The sequence below is a fragment of the Desulfovibrio sp. 7SRBS1 genome, from assembly GCF_049723905.1.
Classification (GTDB): Bacteria; Desulfobacterota; Desulfovibrionia; order Desulfovibrionales; family Desulfovibrionaceae.
On the sequence record NZ_JBJKFD010000001.1, the window covers coordinates 4,284,000 to 4,309,464 of the forward strand.

Annotated in this window: 21 protein-coding genes, 2 pseudogenes and 1 riboswitch; of the genes and pseudogenes, 8 read left to right on the forward strand and 15 right to left on the reverse strand. The window is 56.1% G+C overall.

The genetic code is table 11. From position 1 onward, the window contains the following. Window positions 1-129: 129 nt before the first annotated feature. From ACI0FJ_RS18895 to ACI0FJ_RS18915, 5 genes and pseudogenes are all read left to right on the forward strand, one after another. Entirely contained in the window at window positions 130-1,071 is a 942-nt protein-coding gene (locus ACI0FJ_RS18895) for an aminotransferase class IV (protein ID WP_424306022.1), read from the forward strand. A gap of 475 nt (window positions 1,072-1,546) precedes the next feature. Continuing rightward, window positions 1,547-2,590: a glycosyltransferase family 4 protein gene (locus tag ACI0FJ_RS18900; protein WP_424306024.1), complete on the forward strand. Its 1,044-nt coding sequence runs from the start codon at window positions 1,547-1,549 to the stop codon at window positions 2,588-2,590. A 4-nt stretch (window positions 2,591-2,594) separates the two neighbouring features. Continuing rightward, on the forward strand, window positions 2,595-3,110 hold the full coding sequence (locus ACI0FJ_RS18905; RefSeq protein WP_424306026.1) for a hypothetical protein: 516 nt from the start codon (window positions 2,595-2,597) through the stop codon (window positions 3,108-3,110). A gap of 123 nt (window positions 3,111-3,233) precedes the next feature. After that, window positions 3,234-4,448: pseudogene (locus ACI0FJ_RS18910) on the forward strand (IS5 family transposase); the annotation flags it as partial. Between the two features lie 120 nt (window positions 4,449-4,568). Further along, window positions 4,569-4,763, forward strand: a pseudogene (locus tag ACI0FJ_RS18915) (hypothetical protein); the annotation flags it as partial. Window positions 4,764-4,983: 220 nt separating this feature from the next. Here the strand turns inward: ACI0FJ_RS18915 and ACI0FJ_RS18920 are convergent. From ACI0FJ_RS18920 to alr, 6 genes are all read right to left on the reverse strand, one after another. Next, on the reverse strand, window positions 4,984-6,117 hold the full coding sequence (locus tag ACI0FJ_RS18920) for a 5-methyltetrahydropteroyltriglutamate--homocysteine S-methyltransferase (protein WP_424306028.1): 1,134 nt from the start codon (window positions 6,115-6,117) through the stop codon (window positions 4,984-4,986). A gap of 227 nt (window positions 6,118-6,344) precedes the next feature. Then, a riboswitch (cobalamin riboswitch) is annotated at window positions 6,345-6,545 on the reverse strand. A 425-nt stretch (window positions 6,546-6,970) separates the two neighbouring features. After that, the gene (locus tag ACI0FJ_RS18925; RefSeq protein WP_424306030.1) at window positions 6,971-7,771 is read right to left on the reverse strand and encodes a M15 family metallopeptidase; all 801 of its coding nucleotides are present in this window, start codon (window positions 7,769-7,771) and stop codon (window positions 6,971-6,973) included. 70 nt (window positions 7,772-7,841) lie between these two features. Next, window positions 7,842-9,125, reverse strand: coding sequence for a TRAP transporter large permease (locus tag ACI0FJ_RS18930; protein WP_424306032.1), 1,284 nt, complete (start codon window positions 9,123-9,125; stop codon window positions 7,842-7,844). Further along, window positions 9,122-9,631 carry a TRAP transporter small permease gene (locus tag ACI0FJ_RS18935; protein WP_424306034.1) on the reverse strand — a complete coding sequence of 170 codons (510 nt, stop codon included), beginning with the start codon at window positions 9,629-9,631 and terminating at the stop codon, window positions 9,122-9,124. Before ACI0FJ_RS18935 ends, ACI0FJ_RS18930 begins: the two co-directional genes overlap by 4 nt. Then, window positions 9,632-10,648, reverse strand: coding sequence for a TRAP transporter substrate-binding protein DctP (gene dctP / locus ACI0FJ_RS18940; RefSeq protein ID WP_424306035.1), 1,017 nt, complete (start codon window positions 10,646-10,648; stop codon window positions 9,632-9,634). It lies immediately after the preceding gene. Window positions 10,649-10,818: 170 nt separating this feature from the next. Continuing rightward, complete coding sequence (gene alr / locus ACI0FJ_RS18945) at window positions 10,819-11,982, reverse strand: alanine racemase (protein ID WP_424306037.1); 1,164 nt, start codon at window positions 11,980-11,982, stop codon at window positions 10,819-10,821. 290 nt (window positions 11,983-12,272) lie between these two features. On the opposite strand from alr, the gene ACI0FJ_RS18950 reads away from it, so the two are divergent. Further along, a complete protein-coding gene (locus ACI0FJ_RS18950; RefSeq protein ID WP_424306039.1) occupies window positions 12,273-13,049 on the forward strand; it encodes an IclR family transcriptional regulator in 777 nt (258 codons plus the stop codon). Window positions 13,050-13,138: 89 nt separating this feature from the next. On the opposite strand, the gene mnmA is transcribed toward ACI0FJ_RS18950, so the two are convergent. The 7 genes from mnmA to hrcA all read right to left on the reverse strand — a co-directional run bounded on the left by mnmA (window position 13,139) and on the right by hrcA (window position 22,459). Then, on the reverse strand, window positions 13,139-14,200 hold the full coding sequence (gene mnmA / locus ACI0FJ_RS18955; RefSeq protein WP_424306041.1) for a tRNA 2-thiouridine(34) synthase MnmA: 1,062 nt from the start codon (window positions 14,198-14,200) through the stop codon (window positions 13,139-13,141). Window positions 14,201-14,622: 422 nt separating this feature from the next. Next, window positions 14,623-16,107, reverse strand: coding sequence for an Asp-tRNA(Asn)/Glu-tRNA(Gln) amidotransferase subunit GatA (gene gatA, locus ACI0FJ_RS18960; protein ID WP_424306043.1), 1,485 nt, complete (start codon window positions 16,105-16,107; stop codon window positions 14,623-14,625). Window positions 16,108-16,116: 9 nt separating this feature from the next. Further along, a complete protein-coding gene (gene gatC, locus ACI0FJ_RS18965) occupies window positions 16,117-16,401 on the reverse strand; it encodes an Asp-tRNA(Asn)/Glu-tRNA(Gln) amidotransferase subunit GatC (protein WP_424306045.1) in 285 nt (94 codons plus the stop codon). Beyond that, on the reverse strand, window positions 16,398-18,593 hold the full coding sequence (locus ACI0FJ_RS18970) for a penicillin-binding protein activator (protein ID WP_424306047.1): 2,196 nt from the start codon (window positions 18,591-18,593) through the stop codon (window positions 16,398-16,400). The genes gatC and ACI0FJ_RS18970 overlap by 4 nt, the downstream gene beginning before the upstream one ends. A 118-nt stretch (window positions 18,594-18,711) precedes the next feature. Continuing rightward, window positions 18,712-20,631: a molecular chaperone DnaK gene (gene dnaK / locus ACI0FJ_RS18975; RefSeq protein WP_424306049.1), complete on the reverse strand. Its 1,920-nt coding sequence runs from the start codon at window positions 20,629-20,631 to the stop codon at window positions 18,712-18,714. 93 nt (window positions 20,632-20,724) lie between these two features. After that, window positions 20,725-21,342, reverse strand: a complete 618-nt coding sequence (locus tag ACI0FJ_RS18980; protein WP_424306051.1) for a nucleotide exchange factor GrpE — start codon at window positions 21,340-21,342, stop codon at window positions 20,725-20,727. A 91-nt stretch (window positions 21,343-21,433) separates the two neighbouring features. After that, the gene (gene hrcA, locus ACI0FJ_RS18985; protein ID WP_424306053.1) at window positions 21,434-22,459 is read right to left on the reverse strand and encodes a heat-inducible transcriptional repressor HrcA; all 1,026 of its coding nucleotides are present in this window, start codon (window positions 22,457-22,459) and stop codon (window positions 21,434-21,436) included. Window positions 22,460-23,006: 547 nt separating this feature from the next. Here hrcA and ACI0FJ_RS18990 point away from each other — a divergent pair. Both ACI0FJ_RS18990 and ACI0FJ_RS18995 read left to right on the forward strand, forming a co-directional pair. After that, a complete protein-coding gene (locus ACI0FJ_RS18990) occupies window positions 23,007-24,176 on the forward strand; it encodes a nucleoside hydrolase (protein WP_424306055.1) in 1,170 nt (389 codons plus the stop codon). A gap of 405 nt (window positions 24,177-24,581) precedes the next feature. Next, entirely contained in the window at window positions 24,582-24,965 is a 384-nt protein-coding gene (locus ACI0FJ_RS18995; RefSeq protein WP_424306057.1) for a response regulator transcription factor, read from the forward strand. A 65-nt stretch (window positions 24,966-25,030) separates the two neighbouring features. Here the strand turns inward: ACI0FJ_RS18995 and ACI0FJ_RS19000 are convergent, their stop codons facing one another. Both ACI0FJ_RS19000 and ACI0FJ_RS19005 read right to left on the reverse strand, forming a co-directional pair. Continuing rightward, window positions 25,031-25,270: a Nif11-like leader peptide family natural product precursor gene (locus ACI0FJ_RS19000; protein ID WP_424306059.1), complete on the reverse strand. Its 240-nt coding sequence runs from the start codon at window positions 25,268-25,270 to the stop codon at window positions 25,031-25,033. Continuing rightward, entirely contained in the window at window positions 25,270-25,440 is a 171-nt protein-coding gene (locus ACI0FJ_RS19005) for a hypothetical protein (protein ID WP_424306061.1), read from the reverse strand. Before ACI0FJ_RS19005 ends, ACI0FJ_RS19000 begins: the two co-directional genes overlap by 1 nt. Between the last annotated feature and the right edge of the window lie 25 nt (window positions 25,441-25,465).

The following is a 25,465-nucleotide window of genomic DNA, read 5'->3' on the forward strand; positions in this document are numbered from 1 at the left end:
CGAGATGAGTTGAACGGACGCGACCATCGTCTGCATAAAAAATGAATTCGAATGTGGGGGAAAAGCCTTTTGCCAAGGTTGTTTCCCCCATTTTTATTTCTGCAACCAGCAAGATCTCCGGGAGTTCGCATGACCGAAATATTGAGTTCGGATGAATATCTCAAGCGGCTGGCAGGCGCTTTTCGTCCTGGCGGCGACAAGGTGCTTGCCTTTTATGATCACCGTGTAGGCGCCATTTGCCGCGACTACCGGGCCATGCTCATGCCGTGGGACGATCATCTGGTGCATCGCGGAGACGGCGTGTTCGAGTCCATCAAGTATGTGGACGGCAAGCTGTATCAGGTGGAGCAGCATCTGCGTCGCATGAAGGTGTCGGCCGACGCCATCCATCTGAGCCCACCACTGGGCTGGGACGAAATGCGGCAGATAGTACTGGACGTGGCCAAGGCTTCGGAACGTCCGCGCGGCATGTTGCGTCTGTTGCTGGGACGCGGCCCGGGCGGGTTCGGCATAGACCCCATGGAGTGCCCGGTTGCCAGCTTTTATATTGCAGCCTACGAATTCAAGGAACAGCCCGAAGCCCTGTGGGAAACCGGAGTGAGCGCGTTCCGCACTTCCATTCCGGCCAAGCAGAGCTATCTGGCGACCATCAAATCCATCGATTACCTGCCCAACGTGCTGATGAAGCGCGAGGCCCTGAGCAAGGGCTATGACATGCCCATCTGCTTTGACGAATTCGATTTTCTGGCCGAAGGGGCAACCGAGAACATCTGCATGGTCAATGCGGATGGCGATCTGGTGGTGCCCGAGTTCACCAACTGCCTGGCAGGAACCACCATGCGTCGCGGCATCGAGCTGATCAGCCCGGAGATGCGCGTGGAGTACCGCAAGATAAGGGAAGATGAAATTTATGACGCGCGGGAGCTTATTGTGATGGGCACCAGCATGGATGCCCTGAGCATTGTCCGCTACAATGACCGGCCTGTGCATGATGTGCGGCCTGGGCCGGTGGCTAGGCGGCTGAGGGAGCTACTGAGGCAGGACCTTCAGGACAACGGCACTGTATTCTAGGCGGCTGGTTCTTTTTGTCCATGACTTCGTTGAAAGCAATGTTTGCTCGCGGGATGGAGCGCAAAACTCCTATCCGCGCTCGCAAACATCACTTTCGCCTCGTCACGAACTAAAACTCCTCAGCCGCCGGGAAGAGAGGTGATTTAGGCTGCTGAAAAAGGCACGCTAGCTTCGTTGCCGCGAAAAAACTCAAATCCTCGCGTATCAGGAAATACGCGTCGGCCTTGATTTTTTCTAGCGCCTCGCTTTCGCACCTTTTTGAGCAGCCTGATGTAGAGAGTGTTTTTTTGTCTTGCCATGGGCAGAAATTCATCAGCCGTTAGAAGCAAAAAGCCCTGTTGTCTCACGATTATTTTGTAGGTAAAAAATTCTGGAAAGGGGAGCGCGAGGGGAAGAACCTCTTTTAAGAGGTTTTCCCCTCGCTCTGTCCTCCTTCCCTTTAAGGAGCACGGTCATACACTGCATACAACTGGATTTGGGCAAGGAGTTTCGGGGTGGTCAGCGGCAGGTTTTGTATTTGGCGCGGCATCTGCTTCGTGACGGGCGGTTTCCGCCCGTGATAGCGGCTCCCAAGGGTGCGCCTTTGCTGGAGCGAGCCCAGGCAGAGGGCATTCCGGTCTGTCCGTTGCCCAGCCGCCGGTCTGTGCATCCTGGCTCGTTTCGGCGCTTGAATCGTCTTTTGCACCAATCTCCGGATATCAAAATTTTAAACACGCACGATGCGCGTTCCGCAGCCCTGGGCGCGTGGCTGAAGATATTCAGTGGCGTACGCTTCCGGCTGGTGCATTCGCGGCGCGTGTCCTATCCCATCAAGGGCTTTTGGGGCGTGGAAAAGTACAGGCAGGCCGATGCAGTGGCCGCCGTAAGTGCGGAAATCCGCGACGTGCTGGTGGACTGTGGGCTGGTTGCCGACAAGGTGTGCGTCATCCACAGCGGCATCGACGTCAGCCGCTACAAAGAGCGCCTTGTGCGGCACAAGCCCCTGGTGCTCGGCTTCCTTGGCGCGCTTAGCCCGCAAAAGGGTTGCTCTGTTTTTCTGGATGCTCTGCGCATGTTGCAAGGCATGGACCTGCCCGAGTGGAAGGCCGTGATTGTTGGTGACGGCAAACTGCGGCGCGAACTGGAACAGCAGGCGCAGAATCTCGACCTTGCCGACTGCACTTTTCTCGGGTTTCAGGAAAGCCGCGAGGTCCTGCCGAACATGGATATCCTTGCCGTGCCCAGCGTGGACGGTGAAGGCTCCAGCGGCGTAATAAAGGAAGCCTGGGCCGTGCGACTGCCGCTTGTCGCCTCGGATCTGCCCTCCAATCTCGAACTCGTACAGCCGGGTATCAACGGGCTCAGCTTTCCAAATCACAATCCGGAAGAACTCGCCCAATGCCTTGCACAGCTCATGCGCGATCCCGACCTCTGCGACCGCCTTGTCCTCGGCGGCAGCCAGACGCTCAAGGATTTTACCGATGCTGCCATGGCGCAGCAATACTTTGAATTGTATCAGAGTTTCTACCAGGAGTTATGACGGTATGGATTTTAAGCAATGGTTGGAAGAAGAGTGCGAGGGGATAGGTCAGGCTACAGCTGTTAAATATTATAATGCTTTATCCAGATATTTATCTAATTTGGCTATAGAATTAAATTTTTGTGAATGTAAATTACTTAAAATAACAAATTTAAATGATTTTAAAAATATTTTTATTAAAATACAGAATAGTAATGAATTTATAGAAAAGGATACTACTGGGAATGGGATGTATAGCGCGGCATTAAAAAAGTATGAAAAATTTTTGAAGAGTTACGTAACACATTTAGATGATGATTTGCTGTCTATATTAAAAGATAAATCAATTCAGGGAACAGAAAGGGAGGCTCAAGTAAAGGCAAGGATTGGGCAAGGAGAATTTAAAAAAAAATTAGTTGAGTATTGGAAAGGATGTGCAGTTACAGGGTATAAAGATGTGTCGTTGACGGTTGCGTCACATATCAAGCCATGGGCACGGTCATCACCTGAGGAGAGACTAAACCTATTTAGTCGGGCCTGAAATATCTCTAGTGGATTGATTTTTATTAACAATTCTCCTTGTACAATGTAGTATTTTCGACCAGAGAACGTTGTGAATTCGTATAAAACCGGTCGAAATGATGCAGCGAATGGCGGGAGAATCATGAGGGCAAAACCCAAAAAACAGCCGCAGGGTACGTTCCTTTACCCAGACCTTCTGGACCAGCTCAATCCGAAGGCTCCGCTCCTTCAATTGGCGAGGAGAATTCCCTGGGGGCGATTCGAGGAGGAGTTCGCCGGACTCTACAGCGACCAAGGTCGGCCAGCCAAGCCGCCCCGGCTAATGGTCGGGCTGATGCTGCTCAAGCAGTTGGAGAATCTGAGCGACGAACGGGTCGTGGAGGCATGGACGCAAAATCCCTACTACCAGGCGTTTTGCGGTATGACCGAGTTCCAGTGGAAGCTGCCTTGCGATCCCACGGATTTGATCTATTTCCGCAAGCGCATTGGCGAGGACGGGGCACGACTGATTTTCGAGGTCTCCGTGGAACTGCACGGTGATGACGCCAAAGAACGAGAGATCACGGTGGATACCACGGTCCAGGAAAAGAACGTAACCTTTCCTACCGACCTGAAGCTTTTGACCAAAGTCATCGAGGGCTGCCGTAAGATCGCGGACAGCGAAGGCGTCGGTCTACGCCGCAGCTTCAAGCGCACGCTCCCCAAGCTTCGGCTGAAACGGATGAAGATGGCCAAAAAGGCGAGGAAGATGCGGACAATGGCTGGTGCCTTGATCCGTGAACTCCGGCGCAAATTGCCGGGCGAAGCCCTGGGCCGCCACCAGGAGCGACTTGACCTGTACGAGCGGGTCAAGGACCAGAAACGAAGCGACAAGAATAAGGTCTACAGCCTACACGAACCCGATATTCTCTGCATCTCCAAGGGTAAAGCGCACAAGCAGTACGAGTTCGGGCGCAAGGCGTCCATCGCGGTCACAAAAACTACGGGTATCATCGTCGGCGCGATGTCGTTCAACGAGAACGTCTACGACGGCCATACGTTGCCGGATGTCCTCGAACAGTGTTGGGAGGTCACCGGGGTCTGTCCGTCCATGGCGATCTGCGACCGAGGCTACAGGGGCCTGAATCAGGTCGGTGACACGCAAATCCTCATCCCAAAGCCTCCGAAGAAGAAGGACACACCGTACCAGCGCCTTATGGCGCGGCTCCGCTTCCGCCGTCGGGCGGCTATCGAGCCGGTGATCGGCCATCTCAAACACGATCACCGCATGGCCCGGAGCTATCTCAAGGGCGCGGTCGGCGACGCCATTAACTTGTTTATGGCCGCAGCGGCGTTCAACTTCAGGAAGTGGATGCGGAAAATCGGAGAGTTTTTTGCGCTCTTGGCGTTTCTGCTCCTCGGCAAAGACTCAAGCCGACGGCTGGCGGAAAATGTGGCGTAGAAGCTGAAACGGGTTTTTCAGGCCTGACTATTTAATGGACTGCTACTTATTCCTAATATTGACCGAGCTTTTGATGCTGGATTTATTTCTTTTGATGAATCTGGAGATATTATGATTTCTGACACATTCAAGAACTTTAAGGTTCTTGGAATTAATAAAAAAATGAAAATTAAGTTAGACTGTCGGCATTTTCCCTTCCTAGAGTTTCATCAGAAAAATATTTTTAAATAATTTTTATTTTTTCCTTGTTCATAAGAAAATCCCCGTGTGGCCCTTGGGTCACACGGGGATTTTCTTACGAACCGTAGGTCCAGGAGGCCGTTGCCTCCTGGCGGAGTCCAGAGGCAGCGCCTCTGGTCCTAGGTTGCTGGAAGTATTAAATGTGTAGACCGCGTAAGTTGAGTTTCCCGGCAAGGCAACGAAGCCGGAAGCTCAAGTCGCGCGGTCTAGCCTATTTCCAGACTTCAGCAGCAGTATCGACCACAAAGCGCAGTTTGGCCCACTGTTGTTCTTCAGTCAGGGTGTTGCCTTCCTCGGTGGAGGAAAAGCCGCATTGGGGGCTGAGGCAGAGCTGATTGATCGGCACAATCTGGGCTGCTTCTTCCAATCGGGCCAAAACCTCTTCACGTTTTTCCAATTCACCGCTTTTGGATGAGATGAGTCCCAAGACAACCTGCTGATCCTTGATATGCTTCAGCGGTGTAAAGTCTCCGGCCCTGTCCGAATCGTATTCCAGGAAGAATCCGTTCAGCTTGGCATTGGCGAAGAGTTCCGGAGCCACCAGGTCGTATCCGCCGCTTGTGAACCAGGTGGAACGGTAGTTCCCCCGGCAGATGTGCATGGTTACGATCATGTCGTCGGGACGGTCATCAATGGCGGCATTGACGAGCCGCACATACTTCTTGGCCAGTTCGTCCGGGTCTATTCCCCGTTTGCTCATGGCTTCGCGCTGGTCCGCATTGCACAGCGCACCCCAGCTGGTGTCGTCGAGTTGCAGGTATCTGCAGCCCGCGTTGTAAAAGGCGGCAAGTGCGTCACGGTAAGCCTGGGCAATATCGACCAGGAAGCCTTCTTCCGTGGGGTAGAAATCGGGGCGGGCAAACTGCTCGTTGCGAACTGCCAGTACAAAGTGGAGCATGGCAGGGGAGGGAATCGTCATTTTGGCGGTGTGGTCGCCAGCGCATTTTTTGAGGAATGCGAAGTGCTCCAGCATGGGATGGGTGCCGAAGCCGATTTCTCCCACCAGCTCCACGCTTTCCGCGCGGGTATGAACGCCCTGGAAAATAAATCCTTTGTCCGTGACTTTTTTTTGCAGGCCATCAAGATCGGCCATGAAATCCAGGTGCCACCAGCTGCGGCGCAGTTCGCCGTCGGTTACGGCCTTCAGGCCGCATGCCTTTTGCTTTTCCACAATGTCGGCAATGGCTTTGTCTTCGGCTTTCTTGAGCTCGGCAGCGGTAATTTTCCCTTCCTGAAACTGGCTCCGGGCCTGCTTTACGGATGCCGGGCGGAGTATGCTCCCTACGTGGTCGGCTCGGAAGGGGGGGAGAGTGCGGGCTGTAGCTTGATCAAATGAGTTTGTCATAATGGTATCCATGGTTGTTTTCGAATGAATGAGCAGGGGCACCAATTGCCAAAGTGACCGCCCCAGTAGGATTGTGGCAGGAGGCTGAGGCCTCCAAAGCCAGCAACGAACTGAGCGTCATACACTGGCTCTGGTTTGTTTTGCGAAAGAAGAGAACTCGAAGGCGGAAGCATTCGAGATGATCGTGAGGATTGTCTTTGCGCGAGACGAAACCAACAAGCCGTTGTCATCACAGCGTTGACAAGACGTCTCCTGGCTCCCGGTTCGAGTGTGCCTGGCCTTCCCATTCTGTGGCGAACAGTGGCTTCGGCTGCATGGCCGGATACAGTGGCGCGTCCGCAGCGGCCTTTCACCGCTTTCCGTTTCTTGTCAACTATATCTAGATGTATTGATATATGTTGGTGAGAGTCTTGTCAAGAACAACATCAGGTTACTGAAAAAGGCACGATAGCTTCGTTGCTGCGAAAAAACTCAACCCCTCGCGTATCAAGGAAATACGCGTCGGCCTTGATTTTTTCTATCGCCTTGCTCTCGTACTTTTTTGCGCAACCTGCCAGGGCTGCTCAAAAAGGTGCGATAACCCTATGTCCCTCTGTTCATAAGAAAATCCCCGTGGGCCATGGGCCACACGGGGATTTTCTTATGAACGAATCGCAGGTCCAGGAGGCCGTTGCCTCCTGGCGGAGTCCAGAGGCAGCGCCTCTGGTCCCAGATTGCTCAATGTACTCCTTTCGTTGCTGCGAAAAACTCGAATCCTTGCGTATCAGGAAATGCGCGTCGGCCTCGTGTTTTTCTAGCGCCTTGTTCTCATACCTTTTGAGCAACCTGCAAATTAAACTTTGTAGTCACTTCCTCAGCCTCCGGCGCTGACCAGGGTGGTGATCTCCGAATTGGGCGAGGGCACGAACGAGGCGAACGAATTGAGCGTGACGATCTTGGGGCCGTACAGGGCGTGGGGTTGTTCCTTGAGGTACGCCCAACGCTGGGTACCGTACTCGAAATGCCACCACTCGCCATGGTAGTTGACGAATCCCGCCCGTATCATGACGTCGTACAGCAGGCGGCGGTTCTCCAGCGCGTCTTCCTCGGTTTCGGAAAGAGTTTCGCCCTGCTCCAGCCGTTCCTCGAAATAGCGGGTGTTGGAAATGGGGCCGGGGTAGTCGAAGGGCGCGCCGAAAAAGAGGGGCTGCCCGTCTGTTGTGGCAATGGTCAGGTCCACGGCGCCACCTGTGGCGTGGGGCGAGGGACGCGAGCTTTCCAGGCTGGGCCGGGCAACGAATTCACTGGTCATTTCATTGATGGTCGGTTCGTCCTTGTCCGGGTAGACCTTGGCGAGTGCGGCGGCACATTCCCGGAAGAGCGCGGACTGTGTTTCCTTGCTCCGCCATGTGTCCAGGATGACCAGCCGCATGCCTTTGGGCAGCAGGCTGTTTGCCTTCAGCAGCATGCAGCGTATCTGGTCGCGTGCGTAGCATTCGGGAAGTGCGCGGTCTATGCCTGCGGAAAAGTAGGCGGGCCGGACAAGAATTTGATTTTCAGCCAGGGAGAGGGGAACTATGGTTTCCCCGCTCTCTTTTATTTCCTTGGTAAAGACTTCATCCCAGGACGGCGTTGCCGATACCGGTATGGGAGGGGAGTCTATGAGTCGTGCCATTGGAACCTCCAATGCATGGGCAGTGCTATATGTAGGCCCGCCCGGTTCTGGGCGGGCCGTTGCTTGAGTACTAGTATCCCAGCAGACGCGGCAGCCAGAGGGATATGGACGGGAAAAAGATCAGCATGAGCTGGCAGGCCAGTGCCACGAGCACGAACGGCCAGATGTGCTTGAACATCTTTTCCAACGACACCGAGCCGATGGAGGCCACGATGTAGACGCAGGCTCCCATGGGCGGCGTGATGAGCGCAATGGTGATGTTGAGCGTCATGACGATGCCGAAGTGCAGCGGATCGATGCCCGCAACCACTGCCAGGGGCGCGAACACGGGAGTAAGCAGCACCAGGGCGGCGATTTCTTCCATGAACATGCCCACCACAAAGACGATAAGGCTCATGAACAGCAGCACCATGGACGGGGTCTTGGCATACTCCAGAACCAGGGGGGCCAACTTTTGCGGCACCTGCTCGGACGAGAGAATCCAGCCCACAATGGTGGCCGCGCCGATAACCACGAAGATGACGCTGGACAGCCGCACTGTATTGGAAAAGGCCTTGGTGATTCCCTTCCAAGTGAGCTGCCGGGTCCAGATGAGGCCGACCAACAAGACATACAGGCTGGCCACGGCGCCGGATTCCGTTGGCGTCATAAAGCCGAACAGAATGCCGCCGATGATGATGCCGGGGGCGATAAGTGCCGTAACCGCACCGCCCGTTGCGCCCATAAGCTTGCTGAAGGAGAACTTGGCGTTCACGATGGGCAGGTTCAGCCGGGCAGCACTGATGCGGTGCATGACCATGAAGGCGATGCCCAGCAGCAGACCGGGCAGCACACCTGCCATGAACAATGCGCCCACGTTGGTCTTGGTCATTGAACCGAACAGGATCATGAAAATGCTGGGCGGAATAATGGGACCTATGAGCGAACTGCCCGCGGTAAGGCCTGCGGCATAGGAACCAGGATATCCGCCCTTTTTCATGGCGGGAATCATGATGGAACCCACGGCGGAGGCGTCCGCGGCAGCCGAGCCGTTGACACCGGCAAAGATGATGCTGGCGACCACGGTAACGTAGCCCAGCCCGCCCTTGAAGTGCCCTACGAGCGCTTCCGCGAAATTGAGCAGGCGCGAGGTAAGCCCGGCACTGCCCATGAGCTCGCCAACCAGTATGAAGTAGGGGATGGCCAGCAGGGAGAACGGTTCCATGCCTCCGTAAAACTGCTGGATCATGATCCGAAACTGGGAAAAGTCTCCGATGTAGAGGAATCCGCTGATTGCAGTGGCGAGCATGGCTGCGAACAGGGGCAGCCCGCAGATGAGCGTGGCAAAAAAAATGGCGAGAAGAACGAAACTCATTTTATGTCCTCCTTGCCTGGAACATCGGTTTTATGGGGAATGGGAATAAACTGTTGCAGCGTGTACTGGATGAGCATGAGCCCCATGCCCACAGGGATGGACATGAGCGGCATGCTCTTTTTGATGCCGAGGGTCATAATGGTGAACAGACGCAGTTTGTATGCGTATTGGAAGCCTTGCACGATCATGAACACAAGGATGGCAGCAAAGACGAGCCGGCGGATGATGGTGACTATCCGCTGCGGGGTGCGGGGCAGGCGGTCCACTATGATGCGGATGGCCATGTGTTCGCCTCTTTTGATGGCCGGAGCCGCCGCAAGCATGACCATCCAGACCAGGGTTATCTTGGCCAGGTCCGTGGTCCACATGGGGGGACGGTAGAAGCGGGCGAACACGCCGAGCATGACATCTGCCAGATTAACGACGAGGAGCGCCCCGGCCCCGAAAAGACAGAGGCGCTCCAGGATGTCAGAGGCTTTTTGGCAAAAGCTCGTGACGGGGTGCATCTATTTTGCTCCCTCGGCATTGGCTTTCTTGGCATTGTCTATGGCCAGATCAATCCAGGACTGGTCCACCTGGTCTTTAAGCCAGTTCACATAGGAGGGGCTGCCCAGTTCTTCAAACTGCGCGGATTCTTCGGCAGTGGGCGTGTAGCTGGTCATGCCCTTGCTTTCCAGGAATTTGATGCGGTCCTGCACCTGGGATTCCACGAAGTCGCGGGTCTTGACGTTGGCTTCGTGAGCAGCCTTTTTAAGGGCGGCCTGCTGGTCGGGAGTCAGCGAGTCGAGCAGGGCGCTGTTCATCAGCAGAAACTGGTCGGAGTACTGGACGTTGGCCAGGGTGAGGTGCTTCTGCACTTCGTACAGGCTGCCGATGATGATGTAGGTGGGCGGGTTCATCTGGCCGTCGGCAACGCCGGTCTTCAGGGCCAGGTAGACTTCGGTCCAGGGAATGGGGGTGCCGGAAGCGCCGAAGGCTTCGTACATGGCCACCTGGCTGGCGTCCATGGCGCGGAACTTCAGACCTTTGAAATCTGCGGGCGAATGGATGGGCTTGTCGCAGGTAAAGGCCAGGAAGCCACCTTCTTCAACAACTTCCAGCAGTTCAATGCCTGTCCGCTCGCGCAGGGTCTTACGTGCTTTTTCCATGAACTCGCTGCCGTCGAAAAAGATATGGGCGGCTTTGTAGTTCTTGAACAGGAACGGAATGTTGGTTGCAAACATTTCCGGGAAAACAGTCTGCATGCCGCCGTAGGAAGCCACGTTGATGACCGGGCCGCTCATGACCTGTTCCATGCGCTGCTCTTCGTTGCCCAGCTGGCTGTTGGGGTAGAGCACGATTTCCAGCTGCTTTCCGGTTGCCTCTTCAAGCAGCTGCTTGAATTGCACGGCAAAGTAGTGGACGGCGTTGTCGTTTTCGCTTGGCGGGCCATTGTAGCTCATCTTGATGGACTTGGCGGCCAGTGCACTGGCGGGGATCGCCAGCATGGCCATTAGACATAACACAGTGATAATACGCTTCATGATATCCTCTCCAGTATGTGTATGAAGACGCGAGGGAGGCATCCCATATGCCTTCCCCGACGTTTTCAAATTCAAGGGCATTTGAATTGCAAACCTTGAACAAATCAGCCCGACAAATGCCGGGCAGGGCACTCTTTTGATTTTTACTGGTCAGTCCATGTAGATACGTTTCAGCCTACGTAGATACGTTTCACTCGGGGCATAAGCCGTGACACGACCTCGTAGTTGATGGTCTTCAGGCGCTCGGCCCATTCGTCGGCCGAATATTCTTCATCCCCCTGCCTGCCCAACAGGACGACTTCATCCTCTATGGCGGCATTGGGAACAGCGCTGAGATCGATCATTGTCTGGTCCATGCAAACCCGTCCCACCACGGGAACGCGCTTGCCTCCCACCAGCATCATGCCGCCCTTGCCGTCTATGGCATTGGGGTTGGAAAGCAGCCTGTCGTAGCCGTCGGCATAGCCCACGGGCACGGTTCCGATGGTGGTTTCCGCATTCGTGGTGTAGGTGTGGCCGTAGCTGACGGGTACACCGGCCGGAACACGCTTTATGTGGGCCAGCCGTGCTTTGATGGACATGGCGGGGCGAAGGTCGAGAACGCTTTTGTCGACTTCATTGGAAGGATACAGCCCGTACAGGCTTATGCCCAGGCGTACCATGTCGAAACGGGCGTCGGGCAGTGTCATCACGGCCGCGCTGTTGGATGCATGCACCCAGGAAAAAGAAAACCCCGCGTCTTCACAATGACGCAGGGCTTTCTTGAAAATATCCAGTTGGCGGCGGGCGTTGGTCAGGTTTTGACTGTCGCTTGAGGCAAAATGCGTAAACAAGCCGTCAAAGTGCAGATGTTTCAGCTGCCTGAGCTCTTGCAAAATATCAGGGAAATTTTGCGGGCCGTTGTTTTCCGGGGGCAGAAGGCCAATGCGGCCCATGCCCGAGTCCACCTTCAGGTGGGCCTGTACGGTACAGCCTGCCTTGGCAGCCTCTTCTTCCAGAAGGTGGGCGTATTCCAGGGAATAGACCGCCTGTGTGATGTTGTTGCTGCCCAGTACCTGGGCCTGGGAAGGGGGCGTGTAGCCAAGGATAAGAATGGGAGTTTCGATGTCGGCATCGCGCAGGGCAATGGCTTCACAAAGGCGGGCAACGCCCAGAAAGGCGGCGCCTTCCGTGATGACAGCCTTGGCAACCGGAACGGCACCATGGCCGTAGGCGTCGGCTTTGACCACGGCCATGACCTTGGTCTTTGGGGCGACGGTGTCGGCAACCTGCCGGAAATTGTGACGGATGGCGGAAAGATCTATTTCCGCCCAGATGGCTTCGGTGCGAGACATAATTTACGTCCTTTGGCAAAAGATCGTATGGCAATACTTGATATTTATATACAATTTAACGATGTTGTAAACCAACGTCAAGTATGATTTTTTAATCAAAAATGATGAAATTTGTCATAATATTGTGTATACATAGATATTATGCTGGCGCAAGTGCCCGATTTTTTTAGTCGTGCGTCCAAATAATCCGTTGTTTCCGATGGAAGCATCTGTGCCTTTTTGAGGGGCCTTCTGCGAAGAGATTTCCCAGACCTTGTTGCAACCTATCTGAATGGCGAGACGACATTTTCATGGTGGATGACGCGAAAAAGAAAAAAGACAATCCGTTGTTTGTGGCTTCTTTGGAACGTGGAATGCTGCTCTTGGAAGCATTCAACCACGGCCACAAAAGCCTGGGGCTGACCGACCTTGTGGAGCTTACCGGCCTTAACCGAAGCGCCGTGCAGCGATTTCTCCATACCTGGGAGACCTTGGGATACCTTTCCAAGGACCAGCTCACCAAACGGTTCAGTCTTACGCCCAAGGTCATGAGCCTGGGGTACAATTTCCTTAAAGGAGAGCGGCTGGTCGAAGTCGCCACCCCGTATCTTCTGGACGCCAGGGAACGCAGCGGCAACTCGGTTTATCTGGGTACGCTGTACGATACCACCATCATCTACCTCATTCGTTTTCCGCAGCAATTGCTGCTGCTGGAAGGCACCCTGCCCGGGCGTCGTGTTCCCGCATTCTGCGGCGGCAGAGCTTTTCTTTCCTGCCTGGACGACGGACAGGTGCGCGACATTCTGGAGCGGTCCGACCGCAGTCCCATAACGCCTCACACCATTACCGGCCTGGAAGACAACATGCTGGAAGTGGCCAGGGTGCGGGCCAAGGGCTACTGTATTTCCCTGCAGGAACAGCTGCTTGGGGAAATCGCCGTGTCCGCGCCGGTGCGCGACGTGTTGGGAGTGCCGAGGGCGTCGGTCTATATCTCGGCCAGGTATTCGGAATGGTCGGTGGAAAGGGTGGAGAGCGAACTGGCTCCCATTGTGCTGGAAACCGCCGCGGTGATCGGATCGCAGCTGTAGCGTCGCTTGACGGCACGTGCAGGAGAAGAGGGAGCTTGCCTCTTCTGTCAGAAATTTTCCGTTTATAATTTCCCGTCTATCATTTCAGCCTATTTGGGGGCTGTCGGTGTTTCCTCTATGACGCCGCCTGCCAAAATCATCCCGTCTTCCGTATACAATGCAGCCACCTGTCCCGAAGTGGGCGGGAACTCCGGCCGTGCAAAGTGCAGTTCCATCCAGTCTTCGTGCAGCTCCACCTTTGCCGGGCAAGGCCGTTGCCTGTAGCGTGTTTTGGCCAGCAAAGCTTCGGGCCAGTGTTCCGGCGGAACCAGCATGTTGAGCTGCCCCACGCGGCATGAAGTGCGCCGCATTTCCTCGTCCGTTCCCATCACAAGGGTATTGCGCGCCATCTCCTTGCGTACCACGTAAAGCGGGTGTTTCCATGCAATGCCCAGCCCTTTGCGCTGGCCCAGGGTGTAGCGCCAAAGGCCCTGGTGACGTCCCACAGGTGTTCCATCCAGCAGAACGACCGGTCCGGGACCACCCAGGGGGGCGTTGCGCATCTGTAAAAATGCCTTGTAATCGTCGTTCGGCACAAAACAGACTTCCTGGCTTTCCGACGGCAGGGGGGGCGGCAGTCGGCGCGAGTCCAGCTCGTCCATAACATCCGCCTTGTGCCAGTCGGCCAGGGGGAAAAGAGCCTTTGCCAGGGCATGTTGCGGAACAAGGGCCAGGAAATAGCTCTGATCCTTGGTGTGATCCAGCCCGCTACGCAGAACCGTGCCCACCTCCGGGTGCTCTTCCAGCCGGGCGTAATGGCCCGTGGCAATTCTGTCCGCTCCGGCCTTTTGCGCCGCATCCATCAACAGGCCGAATTTCATGTGCCGGTTGCACAGGGCGCACGGGTTGGGGGTGCGGCCATGCACGTAGTCGTCCATGAAAGGCTGCACCACCAGGCGTTCGAATTCCACACTTAAATCCACTACATGCAGCGGCACAGACAAGGAACGGCACGACTCTTCCAGCTTGGCCGCGACAGAGCGCAGCCTGTCGTTCGGCTTCATGAAAAAGGCATGCAAAGCCACAACATTCCATCCCTGCTCGCGCAAAAGGGATAATGCCAGCATGCTGTCTCGGCCGCCGCTTATGGCTACTGCTACATTGTTCGTCATAGAGGGAATTCTTTAAGGGGAAACGCTTGCTGGAAATTCCAGGCTGTTGAAAAAAGCACGATAGCTTCGTTGCTGCAAAAAACTGCAAATCCTCGCGTATCAGGAAATACTGCTACAGATTTATTCCCGGGTAAAGTTGGGGGTTGGGGATGAAGAAGAGGAGCGAGGGGGAAACCTCTTAAAAGAGGTTCTCCCCCTCGCGCTCCCCTTTCCAGAAATTTTTATTTATTGAGCAATTGGGAAAAATATTTAGGCGGAGTATTTTCCGCGACCAGATTTCCGAAGAGTAACTTTTTTTAGGCCGTGTAAGTTTTGTTTCCCGGCGAGGCGCTGCGGTATTTATCGAGCGTGGACAGTATAACTTATACGGCCCGCGATGAGAAATACCGCAGCAACGAAGCCGGGATCAAAAATCGCGCGGCCTAGCCCACCAAACCGTTGGGCTTCCCTAACACCCCGATTTCCTTTTCCAAGGAAGCAGCAGTGCGCAGCAGCTGCTCTTCGCCGAAAGCCGGTCCAAAGAGCTGCAGGCCCACGGGCATGTTGGAGTCGGCCCCGAGGCCGACGGGCAGGCTCATGCCCGGCAGTCCGGCCAGGTTCAGGGAGATGGTGAAGATATCCATGAGATACATCTGCAGCGGATCGGCGGTCATCTGCCCCACGGGGAAGGCCGTGGTCGGGCAGCTGGGCCCGGCGATCACGTCGCATTGCTCATAGGCCTTTTGAAAGTCGTCGCGGATAAGGCGGCGAACCTGTGCGGCCTTGCGGTAGTAGGCATCGTAGTAGCCGCTGGAAAGCACATAGGTGCCGATGATGATGCGGCGCTTGACCTCGTCGCCAAACCCCTTGGTGCGCGAGGAGCGGTACATCTCCAACAGAGTGGAGGCGTCCTTGTCGCGAAAGCCGTAGCGCACGCCGTCGAAACGGGCCAGGTTGGAGCTGGCTTCGGCCATGGCGATGATATAGTAGGCCGCAATGGCGTACTTGGTGTGCGGCAGGGAAACGGGCACGGTGGTGGCGCCGAGCTTTTCCGCTGCGGTAATGGCGGCGCGGCAGGCATCGAGAACTTCGGAGTCGATTCCGCCTTTATGGTCGGCATTATTCCAGTATTCTTCGGGCAGGCCGATGCGCAGACCTTCCAGGCTCCCTGCCTGTGCGGCAGCCACAAAGTCGGGGACCGGGGTGTCGGCGCTGGTGGAATCCTTGGGATCATGGCCGGAAATGGCTTGCAGCATCAGGGCCACGTCTTCCACGCTGCGGGCCATGGGGCCGATCTGGTCCAGGGAAGAGCCGTAGGCCACCAGACCGTAGCGGGAGACACGTCCGTAGGTGGGCTTTATGCCCACGCAGCCGCAAAAGGAGGCGGGCAGGCGGATGGAACCGCCGGTATCCGTGCCCAGCGCGCCGAAACATTGTCCTGCAGAAACGCAGGCTCCCGAACCACCGCTGGAACCGCCGGGCACCCGGCTCAGATCCCAGGGATTGGACGTGGTCTTGTAGGCCGAGTTCTCCGTGGAGGAGCCCATGGCGAATTCGTCCATGTTGGCCTTGGCAATGACGATGGCTCCGGCCTGGCGCAGCTTGTCCACGGCGGTGGCATCGAAAGGCGGATTGAAATTTTCCAGAATGCGCGAGCCGCAGGTGGTGGGCATGTCCTTGGTGGTGAGGGCATCCTTGATGATGACCGGCACGCCCCACAGGGGCTTTTCCGGATCGTACCCGGCCTGGTCCATTGCCTTGGCTGTTGCCAGGGCGGTGTCCCTGGCGACGTGCAGCAGGGCGTTGATCTTGGGCTCGGTGGCGTCGATGGAGTCGAGGCAGGACTGCACGGCCTGTTCCGCGGTAAGTTCGCCTTTGGCCAGAAGATCGCGTACTTCGATGAGCGTTTTGGATGTAATGTCTTGCATGGAGTGGCCTTACACTATTTTGGGAACGATGAAGAACGTGCCGTCGTTTTCCGGGGCATTTGCCAATACGTCTTCCCGTTTGTTGGTTTTGCGTGCCACGTCCTGGCGCAGGACCGTGGTTTGTTCCGCCGGGCTGTACAGAGGCTCCACATCCTTGGTGTCCAGGGCGTTGAGGGTGTTCATGTATTCCAGAACGTCCCCGAGCTGCCCCGCGTACAGGGCCGAAGTTTCCTCGTCCAGTTCCAGGCGGGCCAAAAGCGCAATCTTGGCCACGTCTTCAGCAGATATTGTCATTGAATAGCTCCGGTGGTCGGGGTGAGGTCCCCGCTGAGTTGACTTAAATTCTGACTGCCGGGGGCTGGGGCCGCGCTGGTGGCGTTGCCGCCCGTGAGTTCGTTTATGCGGTTCTGTCGGCGGATCTGCTCCCGCTGTTCATGCAGTCTGGACATGCGTTCGGTACGCAGGCGCAGCTGTTCCGGGTCCACAACGCGCAGACCGTCGGAATGGGGCTGGAACAGATAGTACCACTGGCTGGCCCGGCCTTCGTCGTCCCAGGTCATGGGGGCGAGGCTCCAATCCATCTGGTCGGCATTGGCAAGCCTGGCGTTGACCACAGCCGCTCCCGCATTCTTGGGAATCTGTCCCAGGCGGGTGGCAAAGCGGACAAAGTCGAAGCCCAGGGCGATCCAGAAATCCGGGGTGCCCAGTCCTGCCTCGTCCATGCCGGACCGCAGGGCCGTCATGCCCGGGGTGTGGCTTTCCGGCCACCATGCACCGGGGCAGACCGCCAGCTTGAAGTAGGTATCTTCAACGCCTGTGGCATCGTTCTGGGATTTGCTGGTCAGGGCCTGGCTCCAAAGCGCCGGGCCGAGCAGGACCATGCGGTCTTCCTCAAAGAAGAAGAACTGCGGGGCCAGGATGCTTGCCTGGGCCCATCCGTCGGGCAGAAATACAGCCTGGAAATCGGGCTTTTTGCGTCCCGAATAATCTGTGGCGTTGTCCATGGCGGCCAGCTGCTGCAAGCTGGGTTCGCTGTCCGTCTTGGGCGGAACCTGCAACAGTTTGCCCACGCTGGCTCCCCATTTGGTGGGGTCTTTGGGCGGGTACCCGGCTATGCCGGTCACCTGTCCGCCAGCGGCTTCGGCTTCCTTCCAGAAAATCTCGGACATGCGGTGTCCGAAGGTTTCTTCGGGATAGACAATGGCGAAGTCCTTGATGCCGAGCCGTTCAACGGAAAGGCGCACCAGGGAGCGGACCTGGTCCTGCGGGCTGCCGAAAAAGCGCCAGGCGTCTTGGCCTTCGGTCCATTCGCCAAGCGAGGGCATAAAGGTGAAAAACGGGCGTTCGCCTGTAAGGTTGGCTTTGACCGCAGCCTGGAAAGCTTCTTTGCGAATGGGGCCGCCGACCGCGCCGAAAGACGGTGGAAGGGTGGCCAACTCGTCGGTCCAGCCGGGAACGTCGGTGTTCACGGCCCGCACTTCGATTTCCACGCCCTGCTTGAGCATGAGCCATTGGGCCAGTCCGGCACCCTTGAGGATTTTCCAACCGATGGCGGCGAATTTTCCGGACAGGGGAAGGGCCAGAACCAAGCCGGTTCTGGGAAGGCCGTAGCGGTCTTCCAATATTTTCAACCGTTGGTTCAGGGGCGTGCTGTCGTACAAACCGCCCTGGGTAACGGCCTGGCGCATCTGCCGATAGGCTGTGGGCCAAATTTTGACGGACTTGTCCGCCTTTCGCCAGGCGCTTTCAAAACGGGACACGGAATAGGGAAAGACGTTTTCGTTGTCCTTGCCCCCGGCCTGAAGGATTTCGTCCAGGGCAGAGTTGTCCAGAGATTCCATCCAGGTAAGGGTATCGGCTTCCAGCCGGGCCTTGACGGCGTCGTCGGGCAGCTTTGCGTGCAGCGGATTGAGAAAACGGGCGAATTCCCAGGCGCTTTCCATTGCAAGGCTGTTGACGTCGAAGAGCGAGTTCACGGATTGCGTGCGAATACCCTCGGGCAGGGTGGCGTCGGCCATGGTGTTGCCCAGAAAAAGGCGTGCACCGGAAATATCCTTGAGCGCGACATGGGCGGCCAGCTGAGTGGAATACCAGGGAGCCCAGGACAGCCGGACCTGAGGGACGGCTTTGCCCCAAACTTCGCAAGCCTGTAGCGCCCGGTGGAAATGGCGCGCGTTCAGCGTGCTGATGGTGAACCGCTGATGGGCCAACGGCATGACAGAGGGTTCAAGGTCGGGGCGTTGCAGCAGCCGTTCGTAAAACAGCTCACTGCGGGCCCAGTCCTTGTTCTGCCAGGCATCGTCGGCTTCCTGAACCAGCTTGGGCGTGCTCACGTCCCGTACTTCGGGGCGGGCAATGCCGGGCCCTATGATTTTCTTTTCACATCCCGCCAGCACCAGAATCAGCAGCACGCAGAGAAGTACGCCAGTAAACAGGCCAACTCGACGCGCCGTGGTGCGACGTAATGATAAACAGGTATTTTGCATGGTCTTGCTCACGCTCGCAGGGTAAAAAAAAAGCCTGGCCCCATTGCGGGGCCAGGCCAAAACTACGCATGTTCTTCGCGCAATGCAAGATTGGGCTCGGAAGGGACCGGGCTATGAACTAATCGTTCTTTACCTCGGTGTAATCCGCGTCCACGACGTCTTCGTCTGCGGCTCCGGAGGCCTGCTGCGCACCGGCGCCGGGCTGTCCTTCAGCCTGTCCGTCGGACTGTCCGCCCTGCTTCTGGGCGTAGAGCTGTTCGGCCAGCTTGTGGGAAGCCTGTGCCAGAGCATCGCTGGCGGCCTTGATGGTGGCGGAGTCGTCGCTTTCAAGGGCCTTCTTGAGGTCCTCGATCTTGGATTCCACGTCGCTCTTGAGTGCGGCGTCCACCTTGTCGCCAAGGTCGCGCAGGGACTTTTCGCTGGTGTAGATCAGGCTGTCTGCCTGGTTGCGCACTTCGATGAGTTCCTGCTTCTTCTTGTCGTCTTCGGCGTGGGCTTCGGCGTCCTTGATCAGATTCTGGATTTCGTCTTCGGACAGGCCGCTGGACGAAGTGATCTGGATGGACTGTTCCTTACCCGTGCCCATATCCTTGGCGGATACGTTCACGATGCCGTTGGCGTCGATGTCGAAAGTAACTTCAACCTGCGGTACGCCGCGGGGTGCCGGGGGAATACCCACCAGCTCAAAGCGTCCCAGAGTCTTGTTGTCCGCGGCCATGGGGCGTTCGCCCTGCAGCACGTGGATGGACACGGAAGGCTGGTTGTCGGCCGCCGTGGTAAATACCTGGCTCTTCTTGGTCGGAATGGTCGTGTTCCGATCGATGAGCTTGGTGGACACGCCGCCCATGGTTTCGATGCCCAGGGAAAGCGGGGTAACGTCCAGCAGGAGCACGTCCTTGACGTCGCCGGCCAGGATGCCGCCCTGAATGGCAGCGCCCATGGCAACAACTTCGTCCGGGTTCACGCTGCGGTTGGCTTCCTTGCCGAAGAATTCCGCCACCTTGTTCTGGACCAGGGGCATACGGGTCATGCCGCCCACCAGGACAACTTCGTCAATTTCGCCAGCGGAAAGTCCGGCGTCGGACAGGGCCTTGCGACAGGGCTCGGAGGTGCGATCCACCAGGTGCCCTACCAGGGCTTCCAGCTTGGAGCGGCTGATCTTGACCAGCATGTGCTTGGGCCCGGTCTGGTCGGCCGTGATGAACGGCAGGTTCACCTCGGTTTCCTGTGCCGTGGAAAGTTCCTTCTTGGCCTTTTCCGCGGATTCCTTCAGGCGCTGCAGGGCCATGCGGTCCTGGGAAAGGTCGATGCCGTTTTCCTTTTTGAATTCTTCAACCAGGTAATCGATGATAGCGTGGTCGAAGTCTTCGCCGCCCAGGAAGGTGTCGCCGTTGGTGGAACGAACTTCCACAACGTTGTCGCCTACTTCCAGGATGGAGATATCAAAGGTACCGCCGCCGAGGTCGAATACCGCGATTTTCTGGTTGGCCTTCTTGTCGAAGCCGTAGGCCAGCGAAGCCGCGGTGGGCTCGTTGATGATACGCTTGACGTCCAGACCTGCGATACGACCGGCGTCCTTGGTGGCCTGACGCTGCGAGTCGTTGAAATATGCGGGGACGGTAATGACCGCCTCGGTCACTGTTTCGCCCAGGTAGGTTTCGGCGTCCTTTTTCAGCTTCTGCAGGATCATGGCCGAAACTTCAGGCGGGCTGTATTTTTTGCCGTCGATTTCCACGGCTGCGTCGCCGCCGTTGCCGGAAGAAATCTTGTAGGGGCAGCTCTTGAGCCATTTCTGGATCTGCGGAGAGTCGAACTTGCGACCCATCAGACGCTTGACCGCGAAAACAGTCTTTTCGGGGTTGGTTACGCTCTGACGCTTGGCAATTTCACCTACCAGCCGTTCCTTATCCGTAAAAGCCACGATAGACGGTGTGGTGCGTCCGCCTTCGGGGTTGCTCACGCACTTGGGTTCCTTGCCTTCCATAACGTAGACACAGGAGTTGGTGGTGCCCAGGTCGATTCCTATGATTTTACCCATATATAAGGTCCTCCTCATGCATAGTTGTCAAAAATTTGTTACGGGAAAGAATTTAAGTTCGCTTTTCCCCAAGTAAAGGGGCAATTGCGTTTTTTATTTGGACTTTGCCACCATCACCTTGGCCGGACGTATGATTTTGTCCTTCAGGCGATAGCCTTTTTGCATCACGAGGGCGATGGTGTTGTCGGGCAGGTCGGTGTTGGTGTCCACGCCCAGAGCTTCGGCGAAATTGGGGTCGAAGGGCTCTCCCACTTCGCCCACCTGCGTCAGGTCGTGCGCAGCCAGGGCGTCCAGAAAAATTTTGCGGGTCATGTCCACGCCAAGCACGAAATTTTTGCAGGCGTCGCCCGGATCGTGCGCCAGAGCCAACTCCAGGTTGTCCAGGATGGGAAGCATGTCGCACAGCACGCTTTCCTTGGCGTACTTGATGAATTCCTCTTTTTCCTTGGTGAGCCGTTTCTTGACGTTTTCCATTTCGGCCATGGCGCGGAGCTTTTCACTTTCCGCATCCTTGAGCGCAAAAATAAGGGCGGCTTCGCGTTCTTCGGGAGTCTGTTCCACTTCCTCCACCTGTTCGCCGTCCATATTCACGTTTACAAAATCGGCCGGTTCGGTTTCGTGCGTTTTGTTTTCCACGTCTTCCCGTGCCATATTTTCGTATGCCTCCAGCCCTTTTTTGCGTGCTTTTTCGTCTTTGCTCGATCCGCTCATGTAAACCCCTTTTCAACCGCCTTTGCTCGCAAAAAACTCCATTTCCAGGGGAAAACCGTCTGAAGAATGGAGCAGCAGAAGCAAAGCGGCGTTAAAATCGCTTTTGAAGTACTTGAGTAAGTATCTGTGCTGTAAAGTCAACCTTTGGCATCACATCTGCGTAATCCATACGCAACGGACCGATGACTCCCACCATGCCCAGCGTTTCGCCACGGAAGGAATAGGGCGAGGCGATCACGCTGACCCCGGTGAGCGTGGGCGAGGCCTCGCTGCCCAGCGCCACAAGCACGCCGTCCGATGCTTCCATGATCTTTTCCAGCATATCCAGCAGGGTCTGGCGTTCCTCCAGCAGACAGATCAGTTCGCCTGCGGCTGCCGGGGCATCCAGACCGGGCAGAACGCGCAGGGCGCCGTCCACAAACAGTTCGCGGTCGCACTGGGCGTCCACGGTTTCCTTCACCAAATGCAGGGCCGTGCCCAGGTAGTCCGAAAGCTGGCGCGTGGCATTGCCGAGTTCGCGCAGAATCTTGTGGCGGACCTGGGAAATGGTCATGTCTTTGAAGGCTTCGTTCAGATAATTGGAGAATCGTACCAGATCGTCGCTGGATACGGGGCGTTCCAGTTCGATGAGCTTCTTCTGAATGATGCCGCCCTGCAGGATGATTACAACCATGACCAGGGTAGGTTTGATGAGGGCGAATTCCACCTGTCGCCAGCGCATTTTGCCGTGCATGGGGCTGAGCACCATGCTGACCTGTTGCGACAGATTGGAGAGCGTCTTGCCCGCATGACGGAGCAGGTCGGTCACTTCCAGTCCGGCATTGCTCAAATGGGCCTGCATGACCTTCTTTTCCGAGCCGGGCAGGGGACTCAGGTTGACCACGCGGTCCAGATAGAAGCGGAAGCCCGCCTGGGTGGGCACGCGTCCGGCCGAGGTGTGGGGCTGTTCCAGATAGCCCTTGTCGGTCAGGTCTGCCATGACGTTGCGAATGGTCGCAGCGGACAGGTTCAGGCGGGACTCTTTGCTCACCGTCCGTGACCCTACCGGGATACCCTGCTCTATGTAGATGCGGGTGATCGTCGAAAGAATGGTAATTTCGCGTTCTGTCAGATCCATATTTCCGGCCCTCTGCTGGTGTCTTAAGCCGGGTAACAACGGGAAATGTACCTGTCAATAGAGGGACAGGGAAATGGGTGGGAAGTCATTGAAAAAAATCTGTATTTGAGAGGACGAGAAAAGGTGTGCAGGCTGTTGAAAAGAAAGGGGGCAGATGTCGTTTGGCCTTTCGTACCAGGCTGCGGAAGGGAAATGAAAGGGCCGATTACATATTTGAATGAAAGGATTTTGTGTGTAAAATAAAATTATTCCAAAATGTTGCGACGTGTCGGTATCGGCGGCTTTAACACTTTTTAACGATTTAGTGTATTTTCATCGGACCTATGTTTATGGTAACTCCTTTCCAGGATTGACCGCTGCCGAACCTGTTGCAGTATCCTCCTCCAGGTCGATCCCAAGCAGGCCGTCTGTCCCGCCAACCTACCTGCAAAGACGGACGGCACCCCCCCAATCCGACAGACGGCCTGCTTTTTTCATTTCTCCCTTACTCAGCCTTCAGGCGCAAAAGTCCTGTTCCCGTGACGGCAAGTTCCGTATCCTGCGGGACATGACGATATCATTTAAAGAAATGCTCCATTCGCTCCGGCAGCCTGTGCCGCTGCTTATCGACACGGACAATGCCATGGGCGCGCCTGTGGCGGATGTGGACGACGGCGTGGCCCTTGCGGCTGCCCTGGCAAGCCCGGAAGTGGAGGTTGTGGCCGTATGCGGCTGCGCCGGAAACTGCAGTGCGGCGTTCTCGGCGAGAAATTCCCGGAAACTGCTGCATGTCTGCGGCAGGGACGAGATACCGGTCGGGGTGGGGCAGGAATATCCATTGTGTCGTGAACATCGCAATAGGGACGGCCACCATGCCTTTTTGGCGCGGCATGCCCAGGGAGCGGGGCGGGAATTGTGGCCCGAGTTTCTCGACTCCCCGGAGCTTGCCGCGTTGGCGGACAGAGTCCACGATGTTTCGGGCACAACAGGTGACAGCCCCATTGCAATGCCAGACGCACTCGTCGACGCATCGCCAACCGTGTTCCCCGACGCCGCTGAAACAATCATCCGGGCCGCCCGGAAAGCGGCTGGAGAGTTGGTTGTCCTGAGTCTCGGGTCGCTGACCAATCTGGCTGCGGCACTGCGGAAAGCACCCGAAGTAGCCCGGCATATCAGAATGGTTATTCACATGGGCGGGCAGTTCCTCCCCTGGAAGCCCGGCCAGATGCGGGCCGAGTTTGCCACGCCGGATATTCCCGAAAGCGTCTGGGACAAGGCGTTGCGCTTCAATACCTGGTACGACCCCGAGGCCTCGGCCCAAGTGTTTTCATCCGGCATCCCCGTGGTTGTGGTGCCCGTCAATGTAACGAGCCATGGTTTTTTGCGGCCCGGGCATGTGGAATTGCTGGGTAAGGTCGGCAGCAAGCGGTTGGATTGGCTTGTCCAACAGGTGCGCCCGTGGGTGACCTGGTCCGAACAGGTGCGCGGCTTGCCCGGGGCGCACATGCACGACCCCATGGCGCTGGCTTTGCTGTGCCGCCCGGATCTGTTTCAGCTGCAGCCCATGCAGGTGGATGTTCCGGCCCTTTTACGCGAGGCTCCGGTGTTCCTGGGCCCGGTACCGCACGAGGAAACGTTGGACCGTGAGGCCACTACCTGTTGTCCGATCCACTCGGCAGTACAGGTGAGCGCAAGCGGTTTCGAGCAATGGCTTGTTCAGCGGCTGGCAGCTTTCTGATCCCGGGCCGGTTGACGGCAAAGATACGAATAAATTCGTGCAGATTGCTTACAAAATCCAATCTGTCAGGCTGCTCAAAAAGGTACGAGAACAAGGCGTAAAAAAAACTCAAGTTTTCTGATACGCGAGGGTTTGAGTTTTTTGAAACAACGACGCTATCGTGCCTTTGTCAGCAGCCTGAGACGAATAAATTCGTTGGTACAACCAGTCCCCGCACATATCTGTACTCCGCACCGGAGAAGAGCCTTCCTGCCGCCTTGTTCTTTTGAGTATTCACTTGTCATGTTATAAATAAGAAAATATATATAGAAGAACAGTATATCTTGTGCCAGATATTAAGTAAGAAAAGCTTCTTTGCCTAGTATATCAGGTGGTGTTACAAACTATATTAAATTGGGGGACGGTATGCGAAATATACTGTTGGTAGAAGATGATACTGTCACCAGGCAGTATCTGAGCTTTCTTTTGGAAGAAAAGGGCTATTCTGTCCGCCAGGCCGAAAACGGCAGGCAGGCACTAGCCGGACTGGACGCCGATGGTCAGCCCGAGCTGGTGATTGTGGATATTTTCATGCCCGAAATGGATGGCATTGAAATCATCATTCATTTCAAGGAGTCTGGAATCTCCTGTCCCATACTGGCTATTTCCGGTGGTGGAAGTGACGGCGACCTGACGTATCTTGGATATGCCAAATCGTTGGGGGCGTGTGAAACCCTGGAAAAACCCTTTGCCGATGAGGAATTTTTGGACACGGTCAGCAATGTTTTTGCCCGGCAGGCGACCCAATGATGCCCAAAGTGTGCATGGGCACCAAGGCGTAGCATACGCTTCTTTACTGGTGTACGCTGTGTTCACTACTTCCAGAATCTCCACCAGGGCTTTGCTGCGTCTTTCGGGCGTCCAGCCAGCTCTTCCGCAACCGCCTCATATTCCCTTGCCGTGAACTCGAACCCATGACGTTCCGCAACCTGAACAATGTTCTCCAGCACTTTGGATTGTCCGGCGGAAAAATCCATGGCCTGCTCAAAATCGGCCCGCAGCTCCATGTTTTCCGGGAGTTCCGTGAAAAAACGCCGTACATTTTCCGTAGACATCAGCTCACCCCATAGCCTTTGAAAATAAGGTACAGGCCAAAGGCCGTGTATGCCAGCCAGAGATAAAACGCCCCCTTGCGTGCGCGTTCCTTTTCCATGGTGGAAAACATACGTTTTTCCGCGATCTTCACCAGAATAAACAGGCCAACAAGAAAAAGAAGGGTCTGCATTTATATTCCCACCTATATCTTCGAT

Bases quoted from the DNA above. Each gene is read 5' to 3' on its own strand.
- ACI0FJ_RS18920 (WP_424306028.1), bottom strand. From the start codon at position 6,117: ATGACAAACTCATTTGATCAAGCTACAGCCCGCACTCTCCCCCCCTTC.
- dctP (WP_424306035.1), bottom strand. From the start codon at position 10,648: ATGAAGCGTATTATCACTGTGTTATGTCTAATGGCCATGCTGGCGATC.
- ACI0FJ_RS18970 (WP_424306047.1), bottom strand. From the start codon at position 18,593: ATGCAAAATACCTGTTTATCATTACGTCGCACCACGGCGCGTCGAGTT.
- ACI0FJ_RS18935 (WP_424306034.1), bottom strand. From the start codon at position 9,631: ATGCACCCCGTCACGAGCTTTTGCCAAAAAGCCTCTGACATCCTGGAG.
- dnaK (WP_424306049.1), bottom strand. From the start codon at position 20,631: ATGGGTAAAATCATAGGAATCGACCTGGGCACCACCAACTCCTGTGTC.
- mnmA (WP_424306041.1), bottom strand. From the start codon at position 14,200: ATGACGAACAATGTAGCAGTAGCCATAAGCGGCGGCCGAGACAGCATG.
- gatA (WP_424306043.1), bottom strand. From the start codon at position 16,107: ATGCAAGACATTACATCCAAAACGCTCATCGAAGTACGCGATCTTCTG.
- ACI0FJ_RS18980 (WP_424306051.1), bottom strand. From the start codon at position 21,342: ATGAGCGGATCGAGCAAAGACGAAAAAGCACGCAAAAAAGGGCTGGAG.
- ACI0FJ_RS18995 (WP_424306057.1), top strand. From the start codon at position 24,582: ATGCGAAATATACTGTTGGTAGAAGATGATACTGTCACCAGGCAGTAT.
- ACI0FJ_RS18990 (WP_424306055.1), top strand. From the start codon at position 23,007: ATGACGATATCATTTAAAGAAATGCTCCATTCGCTCCGGCAGCCTGTG.
- ACI0FJ_RS19000 (WP_424306059.1), bottom strand. From the start codon at position 25,270: ATGTCTACGGAAAATGTACGGCGTTTTTTCACGGAACTCCCGGAAAAC.
- ACI0FJ_RS18930 (WP_424306032.1), bottom strand. From the start codon at position 9,125: ATGAGTTTCGTTCTTCTCGCCATTTTTTTTGCCACGCTCATCTGCGGG.
- ACI0FJ_RS18905 (WP_424306026.1), top strand. From the start codon at position 2,595: ATGGATTTTAAGCAATGGTTGGAAGAAGAGTGCGAGGGGATAGGTCAG.
- ACI0FJ_RS19005 (WP_424306061.1), bottom strand. From the start codon at position 25,440: ATGCAGACCCTTCTTTTTCTTGTTGGCCTGTTTATTCTGGTGAAGATC.
- alr (WP_424306037.1), bottom strand. From the start codon at position 11,982: ATGTCTCGCACCGAAGCCATCTGGGCGGAAATAGATCTTTCCGCCATC.
- ACI0FJ_RS18895 (WP_424306022.1), top strand. From the start codon at position 130: ATGACCGAAATATTGAGTTCGGATGAATATCTCAAGCGGCTGGCAGGC.
- ACI0FJ_RS18925 (WP_424306030.1), bottom strand. From the start codon at position 7,771: ATGGCACGACTCATAGACTCCCCTCCCATACCGGTATCGGCAACGCCG.
- ACI0FJ_RS18950 (WP_424306039.1), top strand. From the start codon at position 12,273: ATGGTGGATGACGCGAAAAAGAAAAAAGACAATCCGTTGTTTGTGGCT.
- hrcA (WP_424306053.1), bottom strand. From the start codon at position 22,459: ATGGATCTGACAGAACGCGAAATTACCATTCTTTCGACGATCACCCGC.
- gatC (WP_424306045.1), bottom strand. From the start codon at position 16,401: ATGACAATATCTGCTGAAGACGTGGCCAAGATTGCGCTTTTGGCCCGC.